The 24,234-nt window shown below is 46.3% G+C and carries 20 protein-coding genes; 5 read left to right on the top strand and 15 right to left on the bottom strand.

From position 1 onward, the window contains the following. Positions 1–203 precede the first annotated feature (203 nt). The 3 genes from ACFSRY_RS01400 (at position 204) to ACFSRY_RS01390 (ending at position 4,678) form a co-directional block, all read left to right on the top strand. Entirely contained in the window at positions 204–2,018 is a 1,815-nt protein-coding gene (locus ACFSRY_RS01400) for a hypothetical protein (RefSeq protein ID WP_377502662.1), read from the top strand. Positions 2,019–2,021: 3 nt separating this feature from the next. Next, on the top strand, positions 2,022–2,471 hold the full coding sequence (locus ACFSRY_RS01395) for a 6-pyruvoyl trahydropterin synthase family protein (RefSeq protein WP_377502660.1): 450 nt from the start codon (positions 2,022–2,024) through the stop codon (positions 2,469–2,471). Between the two features lie 407 nt (positions 2,472–2,878). Continuing rightward, positions 2,879–4,678 (top strand): FG-GAP-like repeat-containing protein, encoded by a 1,800-nt coding sequence (locus ACFSRY_RS01390; protein ID WP_377502658.1) that lies wholly within the window; start codon positions 2,879–2,881, stop codon positions 4,676–4,678. Positions 4,679–5,186: 508 nt separating this feature from the next. Here the strand turns inward: ACFSRY_RS01390 and ACFSRY_RS01385 are convergent. The 7 genes from ACFSRY_RS01385 to ACFSRY_RS01355 all read right to left on the bottom strand — a co-directional run bounded on the left by ACFSRY_RS01385 (position 5,187) and on the right by ACFSRY_RS01355 (position 11,663). After that, entirely contained in the window at positions 5,187–5,954 is a 768-nt protein-coding gene (locus ACFSRY_RS01385; RefSeq protein ID WP_377502656.1) for an ABC transporter permease subunit, read from the bottom strand. 2 nt (positions 5,955–5,956) lie between these two features. Continuing rightward, on the bottom strand, positions 5,957–6,664 hold the full coding sequence (locus tag ACFSRY_RS01380) for an ABC transporter ATP-binding protein (RefSeq protein WP_377502654.1): 708 nt from the start codon (positions 6,662–6,664) through the stop codon (positions 5,957–5,959). Then, on the bottom strand, positions 6,627–7,796 hold the full coding sequence (locus tag ACFSRY_RS01375) for a nitrous oxide reductase family maturation protein NosD (RefSeq protein WP_377502652.1): 1,170 nt from the start codon (positions 7,794–7,796) through the stop codon (positions 6,627–6,629). Before ACFSRY_RS01375 ends, ACFSRY_RS01380 begins: the two co-directional genes overlap by 38 nt. Before the next feature lie 112 nt (positions 7,797–7,908). Further along, complete coding sequence (locus tag ACFSRY_RS01370) at positions 7,909–8,370, bottom strand: nitrous oxide reductase accessory protein NosL (protein WP_377502650.1); 462 nt, start codon at positions 8,368–8,370, stop codon at positions 7,909–7,911. Next, entirely contained in the window at positions 8,367–8,978 is a 612-nt protein-coding gene (locus ACFSRY_RS01365; protein WP_377502648.1) for a hypothetical protein, read from the bottom strand. Before ACFSRY_RS01365 ends, ACFSRY_RS01370 begins: the two co-directional genes overlap by 4 nt. A gap of 77 nt (positions 8,979–9,055) precedes the next feature. Then, positions 9,056–11,098, bottom strand: a complete 2,043-nt coding sequence (nosZ, locus tag ACFSRY_RS01360; protein WP_377502646.1) for a Sec-dependent nitrous-oxide reductase — start codon at positions 11,096–11,098, stop codon at positions 9,056–9,058. Between the two features lie 28 nt (positions 11,099–11,126). Beyond that, a complete protein-coding gene (locus ACFSRY_RS01355) occupies positions 11,127–11,663 on the bottom strand; it encodes a c-type cytochrome (RefSeq protein ID WP_377502644.1) in 537 nt (178 codons plus the stop codon). Positions 11,664–11,975: 312 nt separating this feature from the next. Here ACFSRY_RS01355 and ACFSRY_RS01350 point away from each other — a divergent pair, with 312 nt between their 5' ends. Then, complete coding sequence (locus ACFSRY_RS01350) at positions 11,976–14,282, top strand: nitric-oxide reductase large subunit (protein ID WP_377502642.1); 2,307 nt, start codon at positions 11,976–11,978, stop codon at positions 14,280–14,282. Between the two features lie 93 nt (positions 14,283–14,375). Here the strand turns inward: ACFSRY_RS01350 and ACFSRY_RS01345 are convergent, their stop codons facing one another. The 6 genes from ACFSRY_RS01345 to ACFSRY_RS01320 form a co-directional block, all read right to left on the bottom strand. Beyond that, positions 14,376–15,665 carry an acetyl-CoA hydrolase/transferase family protein gene (locus ACFSRY_RS01345; RefSeq protein ID WP_377502640.1) on the bottom strand — a complete coding sequence of 430 codons (1,290 nt, stop codon included), beginning with the start codon at positions 15,663–15,665 and terminating at the stop codon, positions 14,376–14,378. A 230-nt stretch (positions 15,666–15,895) separates the two neighbouring features. After that, positions 15,896–17,173 (bottom strand): glutamyl-tRNA reductase, encoded by a 1,278-nt coding sequence (gene hemA / locus ACFSRY_RS01340; protein ID WP_377502638.1) that lies wholly within the window; start codon positions 17,171–17,173, stop codon positions 15,896–15,898. 200 nt (positions 17,174–17,373) lie between these two features. Continuing rightward, entirely contained in the window at positions 17,374–18,438 is a 1,065-nt protein-coding gene (locus tag ACFSRY_RS01335) for a response regulator (RefSeq protein WP_377502636.1), read from the bottom strand. A gap of 69 nt (positions 18,439–18,507) precedes the next feature. After that, positions 18,508–19,731, bottom strand: coding sequence for a hybrid sensor histidine kinase/response regulator (locus ACFSRY_RS01330; RefSeq protein ID WP_377502634.1), 1,224 nt, complete (start codon positions 19,729–19,731; stop codon positions 18,508–18,510). Between the two features lie 14 nt (positions 19,732–19,745). Next, positions 19,746–20,192: a response regulator gene (locus tag ACFSRY_RS01325; protein ID WP_377502632.1), complete on the bottom strand. Its 447-nt coding sequence runs from the start codon at positions 20,190–20,192 to the stop codon at positions 19,746–19,748. Positions 20,193–20,202: 10 nt separating this feature from the next. Beyond that, entirely contained in the window at positions 20,203–21,750 is a 1,548-nt protein-coding gene (locus ACFSRY_RS01320; RefSeq protein WP_377502630.1) for a PAS domain S-box protein, read from the bottom strand. A gap of 238 nt (positions 21,751–21,988) precedes the next feature. Here ACFSRY_RS01320 and ACFSRY_RS01315 point away from each other — a divergent pair, with 238 nt between their 5' ends. After that, a complete protein-coding gene (locus ACFSRY_RS01315; RefSeq protein ID WP_377502628.1) occupies positions 21,989–22,498 on the top strand; it encodes a universal stress protein in 510 nt (169 codons plus the stop codon). 32 nt (positions 22,499–22,530) lie between these two features. Here the strand turns inward: ACFSRY_RS01315 and ACFSRY_RS01310 are convergent, their stop codons facing one another. Further along, positions 22,531–23,445, bottom strand: a complete 915-nt coding sequence (locus ACFSRY_RS01310; protein ID WP_377502626.1) for a universal stress protein — start codon at positions 23,443–23,445, stop codon at positions 22,531–22,533. Between the two features lie 56 nt (positions 23,446–23,501). Continuing rightward, positions 23,502–24,233, bottom strand: a complete 732-nt coding sequence (locus tag ACFSRY_RS01305; RefSeq protein ID WP_377502624.1) for a sulfite exporter TauE/SafE family protein — start codon at positions 24,231–24,233, stop codon at positions 23,502–23,504. Position 24,234 lies beyond the last annotated feature (1 nt).

Here is a 24,234-nt window from a genome sequence, read left to right as displayed (position 1 = left end):
GACATTGATCATTCAAAGGACTGTAAATCCTCATTTTTGAACTATCAGACCCGGTGTACCTTGTGAAGGCAAAATAAGGCTATGACTCAGGCAACATTACAACAGATTTTTAAATGATTTGATGCCGGAAAGGTGGGCCGAAAGCTTTAAATATCATGCTAACTCCTGAATATAAATTCATAACCAGTATCAACTCTCAATTTATGTCACCTAACACACCGCATACTTTTCACATACCTGTAATGGGATTGGCTTTTTCCGTTGACTCCCCCCTTAAAGTAGCTCGGTTCGGTATCTCATCAGTTGTTTCTCTAAGCGATGACTCATTACTCGAGCAAATGCGCGCATACTACAGTCAACAGTATTTTCTGCCTTATCAGCCCATTACAGCTAAAGAAGAAGATTACAGGGCCAGGCGCATTACTGCCTGCCTCGATATGATCGATGAGATTGTAAAGCTACAAATGCAGCAACTTCAGCAGGAAGAGTTTGTTCCGGAATCAGAGTTAACAAAGTATTTCCTGTTGTTACCAGAACAGTCACCACTAAAAATGTTGTATAGGCAGATGTTACATTCCGAAGATGAAGACACCAGACTGCTTCTGCAGAACGAACTTCGGGCATCACTAGTCGCTGGCAGCATTGATGTCAACATCATGACAAAGCTCGACAAAACCAACTATGACGAAAATGGTGACGCCCTACCACAGGAATACACAGATGCCATGGCAGCCTTACGGGGCTTTGCAAATAGTACAGTTAACGCGGCTGTAGTGTTTTCAGCAGGTATGAACATGCGCCTTTTTGGCTACATGGACCAGTTCAACTGCTTCTTTCCAGATGCTGCTGATAAGTTTGATAAAAAAATTATCATTAAAGTGAGTGACTATCGCTCTGCCATGGTGCAGGGTAAGATATTAGCGAAAAAAGGTTTGTGGGTGTCAGAGTTCAGAATAGAATCTGGCCTGAACTGTGGTGGACATGCCTTTGCCACAGATGGCTATCTTTTAGGTCCGATACTCGAAGAGTTTAAACAGAATCGTGAGGCACTCCGCAAAGAGCTTTACAGTATTTTCAGTTCTGCACTGGCAAGTAAAGGTATACCTGTACCGCTGGATATTCCGGCACAAAAACTAACGGTGCAAGGTGGTATAGGAACTCCCCAGGAGCATGAATTTCTCATGCATCAGTACGGTGTCGACTCCGTTGGTTGGGGAACCCCTTTCTTACTTGTACCAGAAGCTACCACTGTAGACGAAGAAACCTTACAGCAATTAGTAGAGGCTAAAGAGGAAGATTTGTATTTAAGTCCTATTTCCCCGTTGGGTGTACCGTTTAACGCATTGCGCAACACATCAAGTGAACAATTAAAAAACCTTAGGGCCGAGCGTGGCAAGCCTGGAAGCCCCTGCATAAAAAAGCACCTGGTATCTAACACGGAGTTTACAGATGAACCCATCTGCACGGCATCACGCAAGTACCAGCGTCGCAAGCTGGAAGATCTAAAAAAGCAGGATCTAAACCCTGTAGCATACCTGTTGGAAGAGGCAAGGATTCTGACCAAAGAGTGCCTTTGTGATGGTTTGGCTAACTCTGCCACACAACTGTTTACCTCAAGCAAAAAAGCAGCGACAAAGGCTGTAACGATATGCCCTGGCCCAAACCTGGCTTACTTCTCCGGCATATTTAAGCTACAGGAAATGGTGGACCATGTTTACGGACGTTTCAATGCTTTAAATAATACCTATCGGCCACACGTGTTCGTAAATGAACTGAGGATGTACGTAGACTATTGGAAAAGCAAGAAAGAAGAACAACTGCAAACCCTGACAGACAAACAATATAAATACCTGCAAAGCTTTTGGGATAATCTGCAGCATGGGATTCAATATTACAAGCAACTTCTTCCGACCATGTTCAGGGATGAACTGGAGCGACAGGTGATCATGCTGGATGAATTATTAGATGCAGAAGATCAACTACTCCTTGGCCGTTTAGAGCAGGTTGCTACCGTTTAAGAAATGAGTAAGATAAGATTAACACGCCTGTTTATCTTTGAGATGGCGCATGCACTGCAGGGCTACGATGGTCCCTGCCGTCATATCCATGGACACTCTTATACATTAGAAGTAACCATAATTGGCACTCCACTTATAGATGAGAATCACCCAAAGAACGGCATGGTGCTGGACTTTGGAGATCTAAAGAAAATTGTAAAGGAAACCATTCTGGAGGACTTGGATCATGGGTTGCTTTTACAAGCTGACACAGATAAAGATCTGGTGGAAACTTTACGAAAGCTACACCACAAGCTACTGTTAACTCCATATCAGCCAACATGCGAGAACATGCTCATCGACTTTAAATCAAGGCTCCGTAAAGTAATGCCTGAACATGTAATGTTGCACAGCTTAAAACTTTGGGAAACCCAAAACTCTTTTGCAGAGTGGTACGCTTCCGATGAAGGTTGAATTACTTATAACACACCTGCAAAACAGCTCTGTCTTTAGTTAAAGACAGAGCTGTTTTGCTTAAATAACCTCCCTATATAAAATGCTTAATATGTGGACAATATTAATTTTGTAGTTAATACTTATCAAATAAACTTTTAAGTAATTAGGCGCGGATATATTCTTAGTTACTCCTCATTTAGTGAACTACCTATTATTGTATTTAGCAACGAGGGTAATTTCTATACTGACTATAATTTTTTCTTTATATTACTGGTGAAATACGTTGACATAACTAAAGTCCAAGGCAGTAGCTCTGTTACTTAAAGGTTAAGCTTTTTATGCTGGCTAATCAGGTATAGGGCAAAAAAAGCTGGAACCCCTGTAAGGATACCTTTGACCAAATCAGGCAGTCCAACACCTAACCTATGAAAACACTTGTACTCCTTTCCTTTTTGTTATTCTTACCCCAGGTTCTGCTAGCTCAAACCATCACAGAGTCAGCTGACCTGCTACTGGGCGTTAGGCACTCAGCCGCAAAGTGGGCAGACTTTGACGGGGATGGGGATGTAGACCTTATCATCTCCGGTGGGGACAGCCTTGACAGGCCCACCACGAGGTTGTACGAGAATATCAGGGGGCGCCTTGTCCATAAAGAAACTTCCCTGCCAGCTCTGGATTTTGCCGCCCTGGACTGGGGCGATTTTGATGGGGACGGTGACCTGGATTTGCTGGTAAGCGGCACTACCGCCACTATGACAGACCTGGAGTACTTCCTGACGCGGATATACCGGAACGATGGGGGGACGTTTACCCACTATGAGGCTGGGCTGCCCTCTCTGATCTCGGGCGACGTCCGTTGGGTTGACTATGACGGAGATGGTGACCTGGACGTGTACCTCAGCGGCATCTATGCTGCAGCTGGTACCTATGAGTATGCCAAGATCTACCGCAATGACGCGGGCAGGTTTAGTGATATAAAGACAAAGATACTCAACACACACCAGGGGCAAGGCGACTGGGGGGATTATGACAACGACGGAGATCCTGACCTGGTGATCACTGGGTTTCATCACAATACCTACGTGCTTATGCTTTTTAGGAATGATGGCGGAGTTTTTCGGCAAATGGAGGTGCCGGCTTTCATCCCCGTTGTCAACAGCTCAGCCAAGTGGGGCGACTACGATAATGACGGGGACCTTGACTTGGTTGTCACAGGCGGTGATCAGCTTCCCCTAATGAACCGCGACCGCGCAAAGGTGCGCCTCTACGAAAACCAGCCCTGTGGCTTTGTGCGCCATCAGATCGATGATTTAGGAGGATTTGGTGAAGTGGCATGGGGGGATTATGACAATGATGGCGACCTGGACATCCTTGCCAGTGGAGACTGTGCCCCCTGCAGGGACCTTGTCGCCTCGGTCACCCGCATCTACGGCAACCAGGAGGGGGAATTTATAAGCGCCGGCTTGGGCTTTGTCCAGTTGCACAATGGGTCGGTTGCCTGGGCTGACTATGACAACGACGGCGACCTTGACTTTGTTGTTACGGGGGTACGGCGCTCTGACAGTTCCTTCCTCGCCAGGCTCTACATAAACAACCTTAACAGTGCCGCCTTTGAAAGCAACACTCCCCCTGCGCCTCCCTCAGGCTTGCTGGCACAGGTTCAGGAAGGCGCCGTCACACTTACCTGGGAGGCCGGCTCAGACAAAGAGACGGGCACAAAGGCTCTCACTTACAATGTCTTCGTTAAGGACGGGGCTGGTAATTTTCTTCTTTCGCCCATGGCAGACACAGAGACGGGCTATCGCCAGGTTGTCTTAGGGGGAAACGTGGGGCAAGCTCTGAAGCATGAGCTCCGGTTGCCAAAGGGTTACTACTACTGGGGTGTACAGACAGTGGATGGAGCATTTGCAGGCTCCCGCTTTACTGAGGGAGGGGCTTTCGAGGTAGCTGGTGCCCCGCTGGCTGAGAATGCTGCGCCGCCCAACATCATCACGCCAAATGGCGACGGGCTTAACGACAGGTTCGTTATCAGCACAGGAACTGATGCTGTGTCCTTGAAGGTGTACAACCGTTGGGGGAACCTTGTCTTCAGTGCAGAGGAATATCGGAACGGCTGGAGTGCTAACGGGTTGCCTAATGGCATTTACTTTTACCAGGTGAACAAGCGTGACGAATGCTCTAATGAGACTGTGAGCCTCCGGGGATGGGTAGAGGTAATTAGGTAAGAAAGCATGCTTTGGCTTTGACAGGTAGAAAGTTTAATTGGTAAGAAAGCTTTCTATGAATGGAGTCTGGTTTGCTGTCATTCCAGCAAAAGCACACTGAGCTTGTTCTCTTCAACGGATTCCATCAGCTTTTCCAAGGGAGCAAAACTTCATGTCCTGTGTGCACTGATTTGCCATGGATTGATGCTACTGTCATTAAAGTTGTTGCCTTTTAAATGGTCGGTTTGAGCCTCGACAGCTAACTGTACCTTCCTCAATACTTCACTAATTGCCATCTCAATAACTTTTTTGATTTTTGTTTTACAAGGTGAATATTTAAGATTAAATTAGAAAATGCTCTTACCTAATCTAAGATAATCCAATTCAAGGTGGAAGTAACGATGCGTTATTATTTGCCGCATAGTTACCTAATCTAACCTTTATTAATAAAAAGAGCGCAAAGCCTAAGCCCGCGCTCCTCTTAAAACACCAAAACACTCATCTTCTGCTAACCGGAGTCAGCAGTTATCTACATATCTCTTTTAGAGAAGATTCTTCTTGAACTAAGTACCGGAACTAAAACCCAGAGCAGCAGCAGGCCAAAAGCTAGCCCTATCCCCCACAGGCTTCCCAATATGCTTTTATACAGTGCCCCGGTATAGCCCATCAGCGCCGACACATCCAGGTTCAGCAGCACGATGATTCTTCCCAGATCTACCGGGTTAAAGGCTGTAAGGGCAAGCGTTGCATTCTCCAGCGGGTAATCGCTGAAGGAGTAAAGTATGAACAGTACAATGCCATCGTAGATCAGCGCAAAATAGAACCACAGCAGCAGCGCTATGCCTATGCCTTTGGCCTTGTCGCGGGTAATTACTGAAGCCAGAAAAGCCAGCGCCACAAAGATGAAGGTAATGAAAACACCCGTCAGCAGCAGGTATAGCCCAGTTATACTAGCTCCGAAAAGCAGTACCGGCAAACCAACTCCAAGTACAAAAGCTCCTGATAAGGAGCACGCCACGCCCAGGTATTCGCTCATGAAAATTTTGGTACGGTTAATAGGCTGCGCTACCAGTAGTTCCATGAACTCATAGGAGTTGTAGAAATGCGTGGTGGCGAACACAATGCTTATGAGCGGCACCGTGAGCAGCACCAGGTTCAGCAGGCTGAGTATACCTTTGTCCGGACTGCCCCCCAGGTTAAACAAGCCAACTGACAGCAGTAGCAGAAACAAGGTATAAGCCAGCACTATTTTGTTACGGATGATGTCGTAGAAAACGTATTTGATGATCTTATTCATGGCTAGTCCTCCTCATTCATAATTTTGGCAATTGCACGGCTCAGGCGCTCCTCGTTGGCCTGGGCTTTGATACCGGCAATCGTCTCGTGAAATTTCAGCTGCCCGTCCATCAGGCACAGCACTTCATCGGCCACTTCCTCGATCTCACTCATGATGTGCGAGGTGATCAGGATCAGTTTCCCATTCTTTTTCTCTTTCAGGATTTTGCACTTCAGGATTTCAGCTGAGATAGGATCAAGGCCGGCAGTTGGTTCGTCAAGTATAAGTATCTGCGGGTTGAACATGAACGCCAGCGCTGCACTTACTTTCTGCTTGGTACCTCCAGACAAAGCCCCCATGCGTTTTTCATACATCGCTTCCAGTCCGTACAGCCCGATCAGCTCTTCATCGATCTGCTTTACATCTTTGCGGATGTCGCGGATCATACCGATCACCTGGCGTATTTTCATGTTCTCAGGGTAACGGCCAATCTGTGGCATGTACCCTATCTGGCTGCGGTAGGCGTGCTTGTTCAGCACACTTTCACCACCTATTTTTATATCACCATCATCGGGCAGCACCATACCAAGTATACATTTGCTCATAGTCGTTTTACCCGACCCGTTCGGACCGATAATGGAGATGACTCTACCTGCCCCGAAGCTTGCGCTTACATTGTTAAGCACCTGTAGTTTACCGTAGGACTTGCGTAAGTTTTCTATCGTTATCATGATCTATCTTCCTCATCAGGGGTTGTTCATCAATAATATTCTCAGGTATAAAGCTTGGCAGCACCTTCTCCACGTTATCCATCAGGTCCACCATAAAGCTGCGCATAAACATTACCGAAGGCGGCACTTTCTCCACCAGCATCGAGTACAGGCTCACGGGGCGATAAGGCACGTCGCCAATTTTGTCTTTATCCAGATCATAACCGCTGTACTTATCCCAGTAGTTGTTCTCGAACTTGTTCAGCGTGGAGTTACCGTTGGTGCTCACATCGAAGGAGTTACCGGTGAAGTTGTTGTGTTTAAAGGTATCGTCCATGCAGCTGCTCAGCAACCTTACGGCCCATCCGTTACGGTCAAACGTGTTTCGCTGAATATCCAGGCGGCTGGAGCTTTCCATATAGATGCCGGCAGTGTTGCGGCGGAAGGTATTGTTATAGATGACACTGTTTGTAATTTCCTTTAACAGCAGGCCATAGGCAGCGGCACCCCAGTTATCCTCAAACTTGTTGTGCTCCACACGGATATTTCTAGTGTACATTACTGCCACACCGGCACCATTCTTACGGAAGGTGTTATAGGTATATACGTTGCCATCTGAGAACATGAAGTGCAGACCGTAGCGCTGATTGTTATGGCTAAGGTTATTCTTGATGCGGCTGTCCTGCACAAACTCCAGGTAAATACCATCACGGTGGCCTTCCACCCTGTTGTTGCTGATTATTGAGTTGCTGGTGTACCAAAGATGAATAGCATTTCCTAGCGACGACTCATTTACGCCTTTCACGTCCTTTCCAATTACCGTGTTTCCTTCGATCAGGCAGTGGTCGGAGTTCTGCAGGTAAATCCCGAAATAAGTATTGAGGATGGTGTTGTTCAGGATCCGGATGTTGCTGCGCTCGATCACGCGGATGGCGGCATCGTCTCGGGTATAGCTTGTTTCGATGTTTTTAAAGGTTAGGCCCTGTATCGTTACATTGTCTGCTGTAACAGTCATTATCTGGCCTTTATAGTTTCCGTCGATCACCGGGTTGTTCTGCCCGATAAGCGTGAGCGGCTTGTTGATCTCTATTCCAAATTCCCTGTACACACCACCGTCGATTACCACTGTGTCGCCAGGTCTGGCTTTTTTCACGGCTTGTTTTACCGAAGTAAATATACAGGTTTTGCACACTTCTAATGTACTGCTGAAGGCAGTTCTAGCCCACAGCAGTAACACCAGAGTGGCAAGGAAAAATATGTTATGTCTATTCAGGTCTTTCATTATTCTGAACGGCTTTAACTGCCTCGTTCCAGCTCAACAGCCGACCGCCCTGCTCCTGCTGTATTTTAGAAGCGACAGCTTTGTCGGCAATGGCTGTCAGATACATACCCATGGGGCTTGGCAGTGCTTTGGTTTGTAAGAAATGTGCGCTGCGCGCATCGATCAGTTCATCTGGCCGGGTATAATCCGTAACCAGTAAAAAAGCGGCTTTCTCGCTTTGCTCCGGCTGCTCATGCACATAGGCCATCAGGCACTCCGAAGAGTCGAAGAAGTATGGCTTACCCTTGTCGTTCACAAGTTCAGCCCCGTAGCGATTGTCTGCCACGGTCATGTTGCAATGCGCGCAGTTGGCAGCGCCATAAGCTATAGGCTTTGGCTCCACCTGGCAACCACCCATCAGGGCAATTACCAGCATCAGGCAAAATGAATAAATTAAAGTTTTCATACCAATGCACGTTTTGTATTTGCTGCCTGACCTTTTGTGGCTGTCTTCCTGCTAAGAAAGTACACCAGCAACGAAACTGTTATCCCCAGGAAAATACCCAGGCTACCCAGCGCAGGTAAAGAAAGCGCCTCAAAGTTTAGCAGTGTTTTGTTGCCAAGCAGCGGCGGTATGTAAGTCATGCCAGGCACTTTGATGGCAGCTTTCGGATCCAGGTTGGTACCGAAATCCACCAGCCAGAGGTAAAAGTCAAGTATACCTGCCGCACCGGCAACCATTAAAAAGCCACTCCAACCCAGTACCAGTTTCCTTTTGCCTATCAGTGCAGTCAGCACCCCTGTTACCATAAAAAAGATAACGATGTAGGGCATGTACTGTAGCTCAGCAAAAGAGTCGGCATGAATCGGTTTCATCCCAATGTAATGGTTCAATATGTTAAAATTCTGAAGCACGTGGTCGGAGCTACCGCCGAGTTTGTTCACCCAGATGTGCAGTTCAAGTCCTTCAGGGTATTGTGGGGCTTTGAGGTAGATCTTCCACATCGGGAACATAAACAGCAAGCCAAGAGATAATGCTGCCACAATCATCAGCACTCTGTTGTAAGCTTTCATCCTTGTATGGGTTAAGGTGAAAATAATTAATCAGCGGAGGGAGCCGGGGCTGCCTCCGCTGATTTTCCAGTTAAGCCTTATTTTGCAGAGGCTACCGGTGCTGTCTTCTTCTTACCAGTTGAGTAGGTAATCGGAACGTTAGATCCTTTTGGAGACACTCGGATGTATCCTTGCATTTCCTGGTGCAAAGCAGAGCAGAAGTCTGTGCAGTAGAACGGATACACACCTGCTTTCTTCGGTACCCACTTCAGGGTCTGGGTAGCGCCTGGCATGATCAGTGTCTCTGCGTTATTGGCTCCCATCACGGCAAAACCATGTGGTACATCCCAGTCCTGCTCCAGGTTAGTAACGTGGAAGTATACGGTGTCCCCTACCTGCACACCTTCGATGTTATCCGGGGTCATGTGGCTACGGATGGCTGTCATTTTCACGCGTATCTTGTTCTTGCCTTCACGTGTCACACTTGCCTCGCTTTCTTTCTTCACGGCGTGCGGGTGCTTGTTTTCATCCAGCTTATGGAACTTCACGCTCTTAGGAGCTACTTTATCAGCAACTATAGCCTGTGCGTAGTGCGGTTCTGCCACTGTCGGGAAGTCAAGCAACAGCTTCATTTTTTCGCCGGAGATGTCGATCAGTTGGGCAGAGTGCGCCAGTTCAGGACCAGTTGGTAGGTAGCGGTCTTTGGTGATCTTGTTCATCGCCACCAGGTACTTGCCATGCGGCTCTTTTGTATCACCACCAGGGATCATTAAGTGACCAACGGAGTAGTAAACCGGGATTCTATCAACTACTGTGAAGTCGCTCAGTTTCCATTTCACAACTTCAGAAGACACGAACATAGAAGTATAAGCGTTGCCCTTACCGTCGAACTCCGTGTGCAATGGCCCTAAGCCCGGCTCTTTCACTTCAGCTGCCAGCACAGACTCGTACTTCAGCACCGGGATACCATTCTTCTCGCCATCAAACTGCTTGTTTTTGATAGCATTCTGCATTTTTGAGAAAGAGAACACTGGGATAGAGGAAGCAAGTTTACCACTTACTACCATGTGCTCACCGGTTGGGTCCACGTCGATACCGTGCGGTGATTTAGGAGCTGGCAGCAGGTACATCATACCTGGGCACTCTTCTGGTAACAGGTAACGCACTTTCTTCTTCACTGTGGATTTAGCCATGTGCGTGTCCTTGTCCATCTTGTTATGGTAGTAGTTAGCAGGCATTTCGCGTGCCTTGCCTTCTTTGGCATACTTAGCTGCCAGTTTCCAGTTGATGGCTGCCAGGTAGTCCTTATCGTTCTGAGAAGCACCTACTTCTTTTAAAGTACCTGCTTTTTCAGAGTTATAAGTTGTAAAGAACACCCAGTCTTCTGATGGGCCTTTACCACCGTTGGCAAGGTCATAGTCGAAGCCAGGTACCAGGATCTGGAAGTCCAGGTCCATGTCGCCTTTCTCCGGATCCACCTTGATGAAAGAAATGGAACCTCTAAATTCTTCATTGTACTTATCCAGAGCGATATCGCTTGTACCCCCTTTCATGTCCAGCGGAACAGAGAAACGTGTACCCGCAATTACATACTCGTTATTGTTGGTTGGGTATGGAGAGCAGTGGTTACCGGCTGAGTTAGGTATCTCCATGATCTCTACTGTCTCGAAAGTCGTCAGGTCGATACGGGCTACACGTGGCGTGTTGTTACCATTTACAAACAACCAGCGGCCATCTGTCTGTCCGTCTGTACGGGACAGCTTCGGGTGGTGCAGGTCATCCCAAGGCACGAAACCGTGTGATGTCTGCAGCATCGCTTTTGACTCTTCGCTGTAGCCGTAGCCGTTTTCACCGTGTTGCGTGAACACCGGAATGATCTTCAGCAACCTGCCGGAAGGAAGGCCATAAACTGACACCTGTCCGTTAAAGCCACCAGAAAGGAAAGAGTAAAGCTCATCGTGTTTGCCTGGTGCCACGTATACAGCTGAGGCTGCGTCAGACGAAAGAGCAGTTGCTGTTGCACTGGCGGAATCGCCTGCACCTATCTGGCTACATCCCTGTAGCGCTGCGCCAGCAGCCACTGCCATCAGCAAGGCCGCCTTAGGTGCTGCTTTTCTAAATTTAGTGATCAATGTTTCCATCAGTTTATGGTTTGTAGAGTTGTTACTATTAAATAGACTGGTCATTTTGTCTCAGGAACTCCAGAATGGCTCTGGCATCCTGCTCATTCACATTTTGGTTTGTCATCTGCGTTAAGTGCTCTGCCAGCAACTTTTTAGCTATCGGGTCTTTTTTCGTCATTTCCTCCGGGTTGATGATCATGTTCATTACCCATTCCGGCTTGCGGTTTTCTGTTACACCCGCCAGACCAGGTCCGACTACCTTCTGATCTGATAACTGGTGACAGGCCGAGCACTTACCCTCAAAGAGTGTTTGGCCTTCAGCGGCTAAAGCCTCTTCGATACCCGGTCCAACTTCTACAGTTTTTACAGGTCCGATTCCTTTACCATCATCAGCAACGGCTACTTCTGTTGTGGTTGACTCGTGTGCCAGCCCTGGCTCCTCGCTAACTGCTGCCGTTTCAGTTTCTCCTGATGAGCAACTAAAAAGGATAGTTCCGCAAAGGAGAGTCATCGCACTCAACTTAGCAGGTTTTGCCCACCTGCTTTTAAGGATGCTGCTTACTTTTATGCTCTTGTTTTTCATGGTTTTGTAAATTTTAAAAACTCCCTGTTCAGTAGTTTTTGGTGATTGTTTATAGGCCAAAATTAGACTTCAGAGTAAAGAAAATAAAAGACGCTTATCTCTTTAATTATTGATACATGTCATTTTTATAGCCCTTTTGCATCAGGACCTTTGGGATTATCAGGTGTAACTCATTTGGTTAGAGCGTGCTGTTAGCCTATAAAACCAGAGACAGATGACTTTTTCATCCCCTGCCCTTTACTTAGGATAAAAGCAGCAACTCCTGCACGTGAGTTTTAAGCAGACATATTATTCACATAATCCTATATCTATATGAAATACAGAAACCTCTGGCTGGGATTCATAGCCGTCATTGTTGGTTCCTTTGCCGTACTCGGCTACTATGGAATCGAGATCTACAGAGAAGCACCGCCTATACCATTAAAGGTGGTAACTGCATCTGGTGAAGTAATTTTTACTGAACAGGACATCAAAGACGGGCAGAATGTATGGCAGTCTACCGGCGGGCAACAGCTGGGCTCTGTCTGGGGCCACGGTGCCTACGTAGCACCTGACTGGAGTGCAGACTGGCTGCACAAGGAAGCGATGTTCTTTCTGGATACCTGGGCACAGCAGGAGAAAAGCGTAAACTTTGATGCGCTGGATGAAGAAGCACAGGCTATGTTAAAAGCTCGCCTGCAGAAGCAGATACGCGCCAATACCTATAATCCTGAAACAGGCGTCTTAACAATATCTGACCTACGTGCCGAGGCCATTGCCGAAGTGAGCAAGCACTACACCGGCCTTTTCATGGATGACCCGGAGCTGGCTGAATACCGCGATGCCTATGCCATGGCCGATAATACTGTGAAAGATCCCGTGCGCATGCAGAAGCTGAATGCTTTCTTCTTCTGGACCTCCTGGGCCTGTGTTACGGAGCGGCCGGGCAAAAAGATCACCTATACCAACAACTGGCCTGCCGAAAAACTGGTTGCAAATGAACCAAGCAGCGACCTGATCATCTGGACTGGTTTCAGTGTGATCATCCTGATTGCAGGTGTAGGTATGCTTGCCTATTATTACGCATCTAATAAAGAAGATGAGATCGACTACTCTAAACTACCAAAGAAGGATCCATTATTGGGGTTAAACGCAACGCCATCCATGAAGGCAACCCTGAAGTACTTCTGGATCGTGACGGCGCTTATTTTAGTGCAGGTAACTTTGGGCGTTGTATCGGCACACTACGGTGTGGAAGGCCAGGCGCTTTATGGTTTTCCGCTAGCTGAGTACCTGCCTTATTCCATTACCCGTACCTGGCACGTGCAGCTGGCCATCTTCTGGATAGCGACTTCCTGGCTGGCAACTGGTTTGTACATAGCGCCTGCCGTTTCGGGCCACGAGCCTAAGTTCCAGCGATTGGGTGTTAACTTTCTGTTCATATGCTTGCTGATCATTGTAGCCGGTTCACTGGCCGGTCAATGGTATGGCATTATGCAGAAGTTAGGTTACACAGAAAACTTCTGGTTTGGTCACCAGGGCTATGAGTATGTTGACCTGGGCCGTTTCTGGCAGATATTCCTGCTGGTGGGCCTGTTCCTGTGGCTTGGACTAATGGTTCGCGCCATCCTGCCAGCCTTCCGGAATGATGTGGAAGGTCGTCACCTGCTGGGCATGTTCCTGATCTCATCTGCTGCTATTGCCATTTTCTATGCCTCCGGTCTGATGTGGGGTCAGCATACGAACCTGGCTATTGCCGAGTACTGGCGCTGGTGGGTTGTTCACCTGTGGGTAGAGGGCTTCTTCGAAGTATTTGCTACTGTGGTGATTGCTTTCCTTTTTGTGCGCATGGGACTTTTGGATACAAAGCTGGCAACAGCAACAGTGCTTTTCTCTACCATCATCTTCCTGTTCGGCGGTATAATCGGTACGTTCCACCACCTGTACTTTAGCGGTACTCCTACTGCGGTAATGGCCCTTGGTGCGACCTTTAGTGCACTGGAAGTGGTACCACTTGTATTGATTGGTTTCGAAGCTTACCATAACCTGAAGATCAGCCGTGTAACGCTCTGGATAAAAGCCTATAAATGGCCTATCTACAGCTTTGTGGCGGTAGCTTTCTGGAACCTGGTGGGTGCTGGTGTATTTGGTTTCGTAATTAACCCGCCTATTGCGCTCTACTACATGCAAGGCCTTAACACGACTCCTGTTCATGCGCACACTGCGTTGTTCGGAGTATATGGTATGCTCGGTATTGGCCTGATGCTGTTCGTACTGAAAGGCCTTTCCGGCCGCCGTCGCTGGAAAGATGGGGTGATCAGCTTTGCCTTCTGGTCTATAAACATTGGTCTTATCCTGATGGTACTGATTAGTGTTTTGCCTATCGGATTGATGCAGACCTGGGCAAGTGTGGAGTATGGCTTATGGTATGCCCGCTCTATGGAGTTCATGCAGACCGACACGATGGAAACCCTGCGCTGGCTGCGCGTGATCGGCGACACCATCTTCGCGGGTGGCATTGTAGCCCTGGCCTGGTTTATTATTGGCCTTAAAACAGGCTGGTCACTTGAAACAGAAGAAGATGTGCAGGATGCCGACTTGTTAGAGATGAATAAGGAAAGAATGGCAGGGAGCAAATAGCCTGCAACAGTTCAGAAACAGAAAAGGCCACTCAGGATTTGAGTGGCCTTTTCTGTTTCTATTTTTTTGGTTCTGTTTACCTTTTAAAAAAGTTTAGAATGATGTAAAACGCTTCCGCGCTTCTTCTTCTAACCTTTCGCGGTGATCCGGGTGCGCAATATTTATTAATGCCCGCGCACGCTGCCGGAGATTTTTACCATATAGATAAGCTACACCATATTCCGTGACCACATAATGCACGTGCGCTCTTGTAGTTACCACTCCTGCTCCCTGGTTAATGTAAGGCGTAATACGTGAAATGCCTTTTGCTGTAACAGATGGCAGGGCCAGAATTGGTTTACCACCTTCCGAAAGCGCTGCACCCCGCATAAAGTCCATCTGCCCGCCAATACCCGAGAATTGGTAGGTCCCGATAGAATCGGATACTACCTGCCCTGTCAGATCAATTTCAATAGCACTGTTTATAGCTGTCACTTTAGGATTGGTTCGGATAACAGAAACATCGTTCACATAGTCTGTGCGCAACATGGTGATAAGCGGATTATCATCCACAAAATCGTAAAGCTGCCGGTTTCCAACTATAAAACCCGTTGCAATGCGACCAGGATGTTTTGTTTTGTGCTCGTTTGTGATCACGCCTTTTTCAAACAGAGGCATGATACCATTAGAGAACATCTCGGTATGAATTCCCAGCTCTTTATGGTTGGTGAGGTTACGCAGTACTGCATCAGGTATACCACCGATACCCATCTGCAAGGTGGCTCCATCATCAACAAGTTCTGCTATGTACTCTCCAATCTTTTGCTCTGTAGCACTAATTTTCAGGCTGTAATCCACCTCCGGGAGGGGTTCATCTACCTCCACCATGGCATCAAACCTTCGGGTGTTGATGAGCGCCTCCCCATGCGTACGCGGCATTTGCGGGTTTACCTGGGCAATAACATGTTTTGCACTCAGCACAGCTTCCCGTGCAATATCCACTGAAACACCAAGGGAGCAGAAGCCGTGCCTATCGGGAGGCGACACGTGTACAATGGCAACATCAAGCGGCATAATACCACTCCGGAACAATTGTGGAATTTCGCTCAGGAAGATAGGTACATAGTCTCCCCGGCCACTGTTTACAGCTTCACGCACATTGGCAGAAACAAACAACGAGTTAATAAAGAAGGAGTCCTTATAACGCTCTTCGGCAAGAGGCATCTCTCCAAAGGTACTGATACTTACAATCTCCACATCACGCAGCTCATCCGCCCGCCCTGTGAGCTTTTTAATAAGATATTGAGGTGTAGCTGCACTGCCATGCAGAAACACTCTGTCTCCGGATTTTATTACAGACAATGCTTCTTCGGCACTCAGATAATTTGGTTTCTTATTAGCCATACTATGTGTGTTAGTTGTTTTGTGCCACAACCGGGCACTTACCTTAGCATTTTATTACTAGTTAAAAGCCTAAAAGTTTTTACACCTGTACCCGCTAAAGCAAAGCTTTGCTTATGCAGGTAAAACTAAAAAGCTGCCAAACAGAACTTGGCAGCTTTTCTTTCTTATGATTAGTATCACCTTAAACTCAGATTTTAAATTAATATAGAAGAGCCTGTTAGAGCTGTTGATTAAGCCTCTGCAACTTCCTTGCTTTTATCCAGGTCAAACAAAATGCTTAAGCTGTTTAAAAGGCTTTCAGGTTCTCCTCGCTGGCAGGCAGCTTTTAATTCAATGGCAGGCAGCTTTATAATTTTGTTCAACATACGCTGCGTAATCGTTTCAACTAATTGAGCTTCTTCAGGGCTTAGCTTCTTCACATACCGGGCTAACTCCTGTTGCCTGATCTGCTCCAAATGGTTTTTGAATTGTTGTATGACCGGAGAAAAAGTAAGTTCTCCAACCCAGGCTATGAAATCAGAAACAGATACTGTTATGATATTTTCAACTGCCGGAATAGAAGCAAGTCGCCGCTCCTGGGCTTCCGTAGTTCGCGTGCGTATATCATCTATATTATAAACTGAAACATTCGGAAGATTCTCCAGCGCCACGTCAATGCTTCGGGGCATAGACAGGTCCAGGAATATTCTTTGCCTTTCCAGGTTATGCAATTGCTTTACCTCCTCCTGATTGATAAAAAAACAGTCTCCCGGCACGCTGCTGATAACAACATCAGCCTGCTCCATCTCCTGCCTAATATTTTCCCAGTACGCAGCCTTTGCACCTACACGCTCTGCCAGTTCCAGGGCCTTATGGTGTGTTCTGTTTATAATTGTAAGCTCTTTTATGTGCGACTTCTGGAAATTCAGGCAAACATCACGACCAATATCGCCCACTCCAATCAGCAGCACACGCGGATTAAGAATGTTTGAGCTAAGCTCCTCCACCATCTCTACAGTAGCATATGAAACAGAAGCGGCTCCATCGCGGAAGCTGGTGGAATTAACTACCTGCTTATTAGCATTGAACACAGAATGTAGTAAACGATGCATAAAAGGACCCACAAAGTCGGCCTCAATGGCCCATTGGTAGGCACTCTTCACCTGGTTCATGATTTGCATATCACCAACTACCTGAGACTCCAGCCCTACAGCTACTCTGAATAAATGCGTAACGGCAGCCTCGTTATCAGTAATCACCTGAAAGTATGGCGTAATTTTTTGAGTTGCAATAAACCCCTTCTCCAGTGCGATCAGCTTCACCAGTTCCTGGGTAAGGTCTTTCTCAGAAGAATAGTAGACTTCGGTACGGTTACAGGTTGATAGTACCATCGCCTCTTTACATGCTGTGAACTCCTTCACCTTATCTAATAAATTCCGGCAGCCAATCTCGTTCAGGGCTACTGCTTCCCGGATATCAATAGGTGCGTTTTTATAGGATAGTGTGAGTACTTTGAACGTGCCTTGCATCTTTCTCTCTTGTTTGATGCAAATTTGAACAAATCAGGAGTACAAAAAGATGATGTTTATCAGTTTGAGGAATGACATTGCGCAGGTGAAGAAGGATTTACAAGCCAAACTGCCATTTAAAAAGTAACTGCTTGTTATCGTATCTTCTGAGGAAGGGGCCGTAACAAGCAGTCAAGGGTAGCCATGAGAAAGCAGGAATCTTAATTCCGCATCTTCCTCAGCTTTTCATTGTTGATGATAGTAATCTTACTTCCCTGACTCTTGATCAGCTTTTCATCCTTGAAATCGGCAAGCGTACGAATAACAGTTTCTTTGGACGCGCCAACAATACTTGCCAGATCTTCCCGGGAAATAGATACCTGCGTTTCGGGGCTTTTGTTGTTGTCAACGTACTGCTTCTCTACAAACAACAAGGCCTCGGCAACTCGTTTCCGAACGGAATTATAAGCAAGCTTTAATAGCCTGTCCTCCCGCTCAGCCAGGTTGTCAGATAAGATCTTTATAAACTGGTTTGCCACCAGCCTGTTGTTATGCAACAGCATAAAGAAATCTTCTTTCGAGATCACATAAATCTCAGAGTCTTCCATTACCACAGCTGACTCACGGTAGGCTTTATCCTCAATAAGATCCAAATACCCTATAAAATCACCGTCTTTATACAGGTTGGTAATGTACTCGCGACCTTCTTCATTAGACTTATAGGTCTTTACTTTCCCTTTGTTCAGAAAGTACAGCGCATGTGGATAATTTCCTTCCAGGAAAAGGGTTTGCTTCTTTTTGAAGTGCTGTAGCTTTTGCTTGTCTGAGGTTAGCATCTCCAGGTTTTCCTGCGCCTTAGCCTCCTGCAGAAAATCGCTCAGACCTTCGGCGTCTTTTTTGAAGCCTGCTTTGAGGTTCTCATTTTTCTTCAGGCGCATCTCCACTGCGTCCAGCAACTCAAGATCATCAAATGGCTTTATCAGGTAATCATCAGCCCCTAAGTTCATGCCTTTCCTGAAATCCTCTTTTTCTGATTTTGCAGTCAGGAATATAAAAGGAATACTTGCCGTATCTGTGTTTCCGCTTAACATGCGCAGTACACCGTAGCCGTCGAGTTGTGGCATCATAATATCGCATATGATCAGATCCGGGTGTTCCCGCTTAGCCAGGTCTACTCCGACTTTGCCATTCTCGGCCTCTAATATTTCATAATTGGCTAATGTCAGAATTTCAGCAATGTTCTCGCGTATTTCGTGATTATCTTCAATCAGCAGTATCTTTTTCATAAGATGACCATTTAGTGTTTTTTGACTGATATAATTCCTGTTTCAACAGCCTGATACAAGCAGGCAAGCTTATATTTGTGGCAATGTTACAAAGAAAGTTGTACCCTTATCGAACTCACTTCTGTAATCGATAGTGCCTCCCATTATGTCCACGTATTTCTTTACAATGTTCAGCCCTAAACCCGTTCCCTGAATATTTGTAACGTTTTGTGCCCTGAAAAAAGGTGTGAATAAATGCACCTTGTCAGCCTCTGGTATTCCTATTCCCTCGTCATGAACCACAACCGAAATAGCATCTTCTTTTATCTCCGTGGTAAAGTGTATCTCTTTCTGCTCAGCAGAATACTTACTGGCATTAGACAACAGGTTAAACAGCACGTTCTTTAACAATTGTTTGTCGAGCACGGCAGTGGTTTCAGGGCTTAGATGCCGGTAGATAATCTTCTGCCCAAGTTTTAATACTCCTTGTGCCTCATCGGCCACCTCAGAGGCAAAAATTTTCAGATCAAATGTAGTGGGTACATTGTAGATCTTACCTTCTTCGATTCTACTGATAGACAGGAAGTCATTCAGGATGCCTGTTAAGTTACTAACCGCTGATTTGATCCGGTCCACGTGTTTCATGCGCTTGTCATCCTCTTCGGTAGTTTTATACTTTCCGATCAGCGATACCGAAGACAAAACAGTACTGAGAGGAGTCCGGAACTCATGCGAGGCGATTGTTACAAACCGCGATTTTAACTCATGAAGCTCCTTCTCTTTTTGCAGCGCCTTACGTACTTCCTGTTCTGCTTCGTACAAGCTCCTGTTGGTTTCCTCAAGCTTTCGGATGGCAGCTCCCAACTCTTGCGTCCGCTCCTTTACCCTTTGCTCCAGTTCACTGTTCAGCCGCTGTATAACATCTAGGCTTTTGGCGTGTTCAATGCTGTAGCGAATAGATCTTTCCAGCTCATTAGGACTGATAGTACCTTTAACAAGATAATCCAAAGCACCAGCCCGCATTGCTTTCTCATCTGTTTCGCGATCACTCTGGCCGGTTAACAGGATGAAAGGGGCATTGCTTCTTAGTTTTATCGCTTCTCTGATCAGTTCAAGTCCATCGTGGGCACCCAGGCGGTAGTCAACCAGGTAAATGCTGTGCCTTCCTTCTGAAATAATTTCCAGGGCCTCATCAAAAGAAGAGGTCCATTCAAGCACATAGTTCCGTCCCGGTATATCGTCAATGATATCCCTGGTGATGATGTAATCATCCTCATCATCATCCACTAACAGAATACGGATCTTATCAGGCATTTTTAAAGTTTTGACTAGATCTTTGGCAATTCTACTATTTCGAACCAATACTTGCTCAAGGTCTTCATCACATCCACCAACGAGCTAAAAGTTACCGGTTTGGTTATAAAGGAACTGACTCCAAGGTCATAGGTTCGCAGAATATCCTCTTCAGCTTTAGAAGTAGTCAATACCACCACCGGAATCAGGCGCAGACGCTCGTCTGCCTTTATCTCCCGGAGAGCTTCACGGCCATCCTTCTTGGGCATATTCAGATCCAGCAGTATTAATCCTGGAGTAGGATACTTCTGCTCATCAGAGAACTTACCTCTGCGGTGCAAATAATCCATTAATTCCTCTCCGTTTTCAACGAATTGGATGCTGTTCTTTAGCCGGCTTTCTTCCAGCGCGTCCTTAACCAGCATTCGGTCTTCAGCGTCGTCGTCGGCAATTAGTATCACGATTGATCTTTTATCTGACATTGTTTTGGCATTATTCCTCCGGATGTTTAAGTGCAAGTGTAATAATAAAACGGGTACCTACTCCCGGTTGGCTACGGGCTGTGATATCACCACCATGGCGTATTGCAATTTTTCGGCAAACGGCCAGGCCTATACCTGAGCCCTCATACTTCTGCCCTTCCAGGCGCTGAAAAATATTAAAGATACGGTCCAGGTATTTTTCATCGAAGCCTATGCCGTTATCCTCCACGTATATCTCTGTCACCTCATCGCCGGGTGTGGCTGTCAGGTGCGCCTGTCGCTGCAGATTCTTCGCATAAATATTGATGATCGGGCTTTCATTCTCTTTTCTGAACTTAATAGCATTGCTTAGCAGGTTCTGAAAAAGCTGGCGCATCTGTGTAGGCTCGGCTTCTATCACTGGCAGTGGAGAGCGAATGATTTCTGTATTCGTTCGTTCTATACTTACCTCCAGGTCTGAAATCACCTCATCCAGAATATTATCCAGTTCTACCTTTACAAATGGTGTTGCCTTTGTCGTTACTCTCGAGAAATTCAGTAGATCATTTATAAGATTCTGCATACGCGAGGCAGCGTTCAGCATGCGGTCCACATAGTCTTTCCCCTGGTCACTCAGATTCTCATATTCTTTAATTTTCAGCCTGTCTCCGAAAGCCTGGATTTTGCGAAGAGGCTCCTGCAGGTCATGAGACGAAACATAGGCAAAATCCTGCAATTCGCGGTTACTGCGCTCCAGTTCAGCAGTATAACGGCGTAAACGTTCTTCCGTTAGTTTCTGCTTTGTGATGTCGTGTACAAACCCGGTGTATACTTTCCTATCAGACAACATAACTTCGCTGATACTTAAGTAAAATGGGAAAATGGAGCCGTCTTTGCGCATTCCCGTAACCTCACGGCCAATACCAATAATCCGTTTCTCTCCCGTTACATGGTAATGATGCATATAGCTGTCGTGCAAGCTTCGGTCTGGTTCCGGCATCAGTATGTTTATGCTTTTGCCTAAGAGTTCGTCAGCTTCATATCCAAACTGTTTGGCCGCCGCCGGGTTTACCATTTCTATTATGCCCCGCGTGTTGATGGTAATAATACCATCAACAGCACCTTGTATGATAGAGTTAATCTTGTTCTCACTTTCTCGCAGGGCCTCTTCAGCCTTCTTCAGTTCCGAGATATCATGCACGATGCCTGTAAAAATCTGCTTATCTTTTAGCCTTACTTCACTTATACTCAGCAAAAAGGGAAACACTGTTCCATCTTTCTTCTTACCCAGCACCTCACGGCCTTTACCTATAATCTGACCAACCCCGGTACGGTGATAGTTCTCGATGTAACGGTCGTGCAGGCCATGGTCTGGTTCCGGCATCAGCACATTCACATTCTTACCAATTATTTCTTCAGGAGCATAACCAAATATTTTACCGGCCGCCGGGTTAACTGTTTCAATAATTCCCTTGCTGTCAATGGTGATAATACCGTCTATAGCTGTGTCTATAATAGCCTTTAACCTGGTGCTGTTATCAAGGCTCAAGTCGTCGTGATCGTTATATGGTCTTTCCAAAGATTCAATGTTTTGTTAAAAATAACCACTTCGGCTTTGAAATGCTAAAGATAAGAGCACTCATTCAGGATAGATGACAAAAGTCACTTCTGTGGGTGCTTATCATCATTAGAAAAGCAGGCACCAAACTTTAATTTTACACCCATAAGCTATTCTGGACCAGCAATGTTATGAAATTACACGGCTGTTTTAGCTCAAGCTATATGTTGCGTCCAGAGATTTACCCGGCATTGCACCCATGAAGAATATACTGTTATCCATAGACTTTTCAGAATACGCTGAGCAAGTTGCGCTGTTTACAGCAGAGTTAGCCCAACAAGCACAGGCCCGCCTCATTCTCTTTTATGCATATAATCCAACGCCTCCTGCAAACGGAGAAGAAGATAATCAAAGCATTAGCGAGAGATGGGCACAAGCACGTCTTGATAGGTTAGCGGGCAAAATACGTAAAGAAACAACGGTTTCTGTTACTCGCCTTTTGAAGCCTGGCAACCTACAGGATGTTACTTATGAAGTAACATCAAAAGTAAAGGCCGACATTATCATCTTATGTCAGGACGAGGCTCTAAACCTACCTACCCTGTTGCTAGATTCGCCTCTTTCTCTCAGATACACCCATCCGAACAACACTCCTACTATAACCATGTCTTCCACAAATAACCCAAACCCTGACAGTATTAAGCCTGCCCTCGCTGAGCTCCTAAACTTAAAGGGGTATGACACATCACCTCTTCTAGATGCTGTTTAATGTTAGTAAATAAAAACTTCTTAAACCAGTCCTTACCCGTTTACGCTTAGAGAGTGAAGCACCTGTTGCTCTGCTTTTTTCTTTGCGCAATTGGTACAGCAGCCAGAGCAAGGCTTCTTTTTCTCTTGCCTGAAAGTAAGAATTGGAGTTCGGGTGTGGTAAGCCATCGTCTTGACATAGTTGCTGCTAAACAGCCTTTTCATCAGGTAGTTGTCCTGGGTAGCTAGTATAAGCATGTTTGCTGCAGAGTTCTCTGCAAAATCACTGATCCCTTCCAGCGCATCTTCTTCTTCAAGAAGCTTGAACGTAACATTCTTTCCTTTTAGCTGCTGTTCCATCTTTTGCATGGCCGCTTTATAGCTACTGAGTTGCCGGCGCTCTGCTTTTGTGTAAACCTGCACTAATGTTAGGTTTGCCTGGGCCTGCTCTGCAAAATCTGCGATCTGCTTCAGCACATGATCTTCCTGGTCTGTGAAGTCCGTTGCAAAAACCAGGTTCTGTAGCTTTTTGTAAGTTACTGTACAAGGCACCACCATTACAGGGCAACTTACCAGTTCCATAATGGCAGCAGCATTATCCGGATCATTGTTCTCGTCCTCCTGGTGAAGCACGCAGTTCTCCATCACCACCATATCCACTTTATGTGCAGCAACAACATCATTTATACTTTCGCGCAACATGCCGGGCAACACCATACATTCAAAAGGCACCAGCTGCTCGTTTGGCTTTCGCTCTTCCCGCATTATACTATCGCTGAACGTACGCAGTTTCTGAATGCCTCTGCTCTGCTGCGTAAATGTCAGATCCTTTGTTCCGCTTGTATGGAGCAGCAGTAGTTCTGCGCCAAGTTTGTTAGATAGGTGCCATGCATAACGGAGCAGCTTCTTACCTGCTTTGTTAAACTGAATGGGCACCAGCACCCTTTTTACATTATTAGTCTTGCACATGGTTTAGTATAGATCGAGGTATATTTGAAATTCTTCTTTAGTAAGAGGCAACAGAATCATTTAGCTTTTGCTACTGCAGGTTTTGTACAGCAGCTCATTTCCGTTTTGTGAGTTTCGGTTTCAACAACTTTCGGACTTAAATAGGGGATACCCAGACCAAGGCCGCGAACGATAAAAAGGATGGCCAGCGTCATGCCCACATAGGGTACTGCCCTGTTAAACAAACTGCGCATTTTCAGGCTGATCAGTTTGCCGGATAAGGATACCAGGAACATTAATGGAAAAGTGCCGAGGCCAAAAAGTACCATATACAGCATGGCACCACTTATACCTGGCGCACTGATGGCACCAGCAAGCGCGATATAAACAAATCCGCAGGGTAGCAAACCGTTTAGCAGGCCAACCATAAATAACGAACCAAGTGAGTTTCTTTGGAAGTAGTACCCCAGCTTTTGCCTTACCCAGTTCATTAGCTTTTCGGTACCAAGTATACCAGCAGACTTTCCTTTAAGTACAGCAGGCAAAACGAGTAATAAAAAAATCAGCACCCCAGACACAACAGACACTGTCTGCTGGAGCCCGGCCATCTGTAATGTTTCACCAAAGGCACCGGCAAGTGCTCCCAGTGAAGCATAAGTTATTATTCTGCCACTGTTGTATAGGAGCCGGCCGACGTAATAACGCCAGCCGGTACTCCCAACAAAGGGTAGCGCCATTGCTATAGGGCCGCACATCCCAACACAGTGGAAACTACCAACTAATCCAAATATAAATCCAGCCCAAATCATG

It is taken from the genome of Pontibacter locisalis (assembly GCF_042684605.1).
GTDB lineage: Bacteria > Bacteroidota > Bacteroidia > Cytophagales > Hymenobacteraceae > Pontibacter > Pontibacter locisalis.
The sequence above is the reverse complement of the archived record's forward strand: the minus strand, read 5'-3'. Positions and strand labels throughout refer to the sequence as shown.

Coding starts and splice junctions, on each gene's coding strand:
- ACFSRY_RS01400 (WP_377502662.1), top strand. CDS start 204: ATGTCACCTAACACACCGCATACTTTTCACATACCTGTAATGGGATTG.
- ACFSRY_RS01395 (WP_377502660.1), top strand. CDS start 2,022: ATGAGTAAGATAAGATTAACACGCCTGTTTATCTTTGAGATGGCGCAT.
- ACFSRY_RS01390 (WP_377502658.1), top strand. CDS start 2,879: ATGAAAACACTTGTACTCCTTTCCTTTTTGTTATTCTTACCCCAGGTT.
- ACFSRY_RS01385 (WP_377502656.1), bottom strand. CDS start 5,954: ATGAATAAGATCATCAAATACGTTTTCTACGACATCATCCGTAACAAA.
- ACFSRY_RS01380 (WP_377502654.1), bottom strand. CDS start 6,664: ATGATAACGATAGAAAACTTACGCAAGTCCTACGGTAAACTACAGGTG.
- ACFSRY_RS01370 (WP_377502650.1), bottom strand. CDS start 8,370: ATGAAAACTTTAATTTATTCATTTTGCCTGATGCTGGTAATTGCCCTG.
- ACFSRY_RS01365 (WP_377502648.1), bottom strand. CDS start 8,978: ATGAAAGCTTACAACAGAGTGCTGATGATTGTGGCAGCATTATCTCTT.
- nosZ (WP_377502646.1), bottom strand. CDS start 11,098: ATGGAAACATTGATCACTAAATTTAGAAAAGCAGCACCTAAGGCGGCC.
- ACFSRY_RS01355 (WP_377502644.1), bottom strand. CDS start 11,663: ATGAAAAACAAGAGCATAAAAGTAAGCAGCATCCTTAAAAGCAGGTGG.
- ACFSRY_RS01350 (WP_377502642.1), top strand. CDS start 11,976: ATGAAATACAGAAACCTCTGGCTGGGATTCATAGCCGTCATTGTTGGT.
- ACFSRY_RS01345 (WP_377502640.1), bottom strand. CDS start 15,665: ATGGCTAATAAGAAACCAAATTATCTGAGTGCCGAAGAAGCATTGTCT.
- hemA (WP_377502638.1), bottom strand. CDS start 17,173: ATGCAAGGCACGTTCAAAGTACTCACACTATCCTATAAAAACGCACCT.
- ACFSRY_RS01335 (WP_377502636.1), bottom strand. CDS start 18,438: ATGAAAAAGATACTGCTGATTGAAGATAATCACGAAATACGCGAGAAC.
- ACFSRY_RS01330 (WP_377502634.1), bottom strand. CDS start 19,731: ATGCCTGATAAGATCCGTATTCTGTTAGTGGATGATGATGAGGATGAT.
- ACFSRY_RS01325 (WP_377502632.1), bottom strand. CDS start 20,192: ATGTCAGATAAAAGATCAATCGTGATACTAATTGCCGACGACGACGCT.
- ACFSRY_RS01315 (WP_377502628.1), top strand. CDS start 21,989: ATGAAGAATATACTGTTATCCATAGACTTTTCAGAATACGCTGAGCAA.
- ACFSRY_RS01310 (WP_377502626.1), bottom strand. CDS start 23,445: ATGTGCAAGACTAATAATGTAAAAAGGGTGCTGGTGCCCATTCAGTTT.
- ACFSRY_RS01305 (WP_377502624.1), bottom strand. CDS start 24,233: ATGATTTGGGCTGGATTTATATTTGGATTAGTTGGTAGTTTCCACTGT.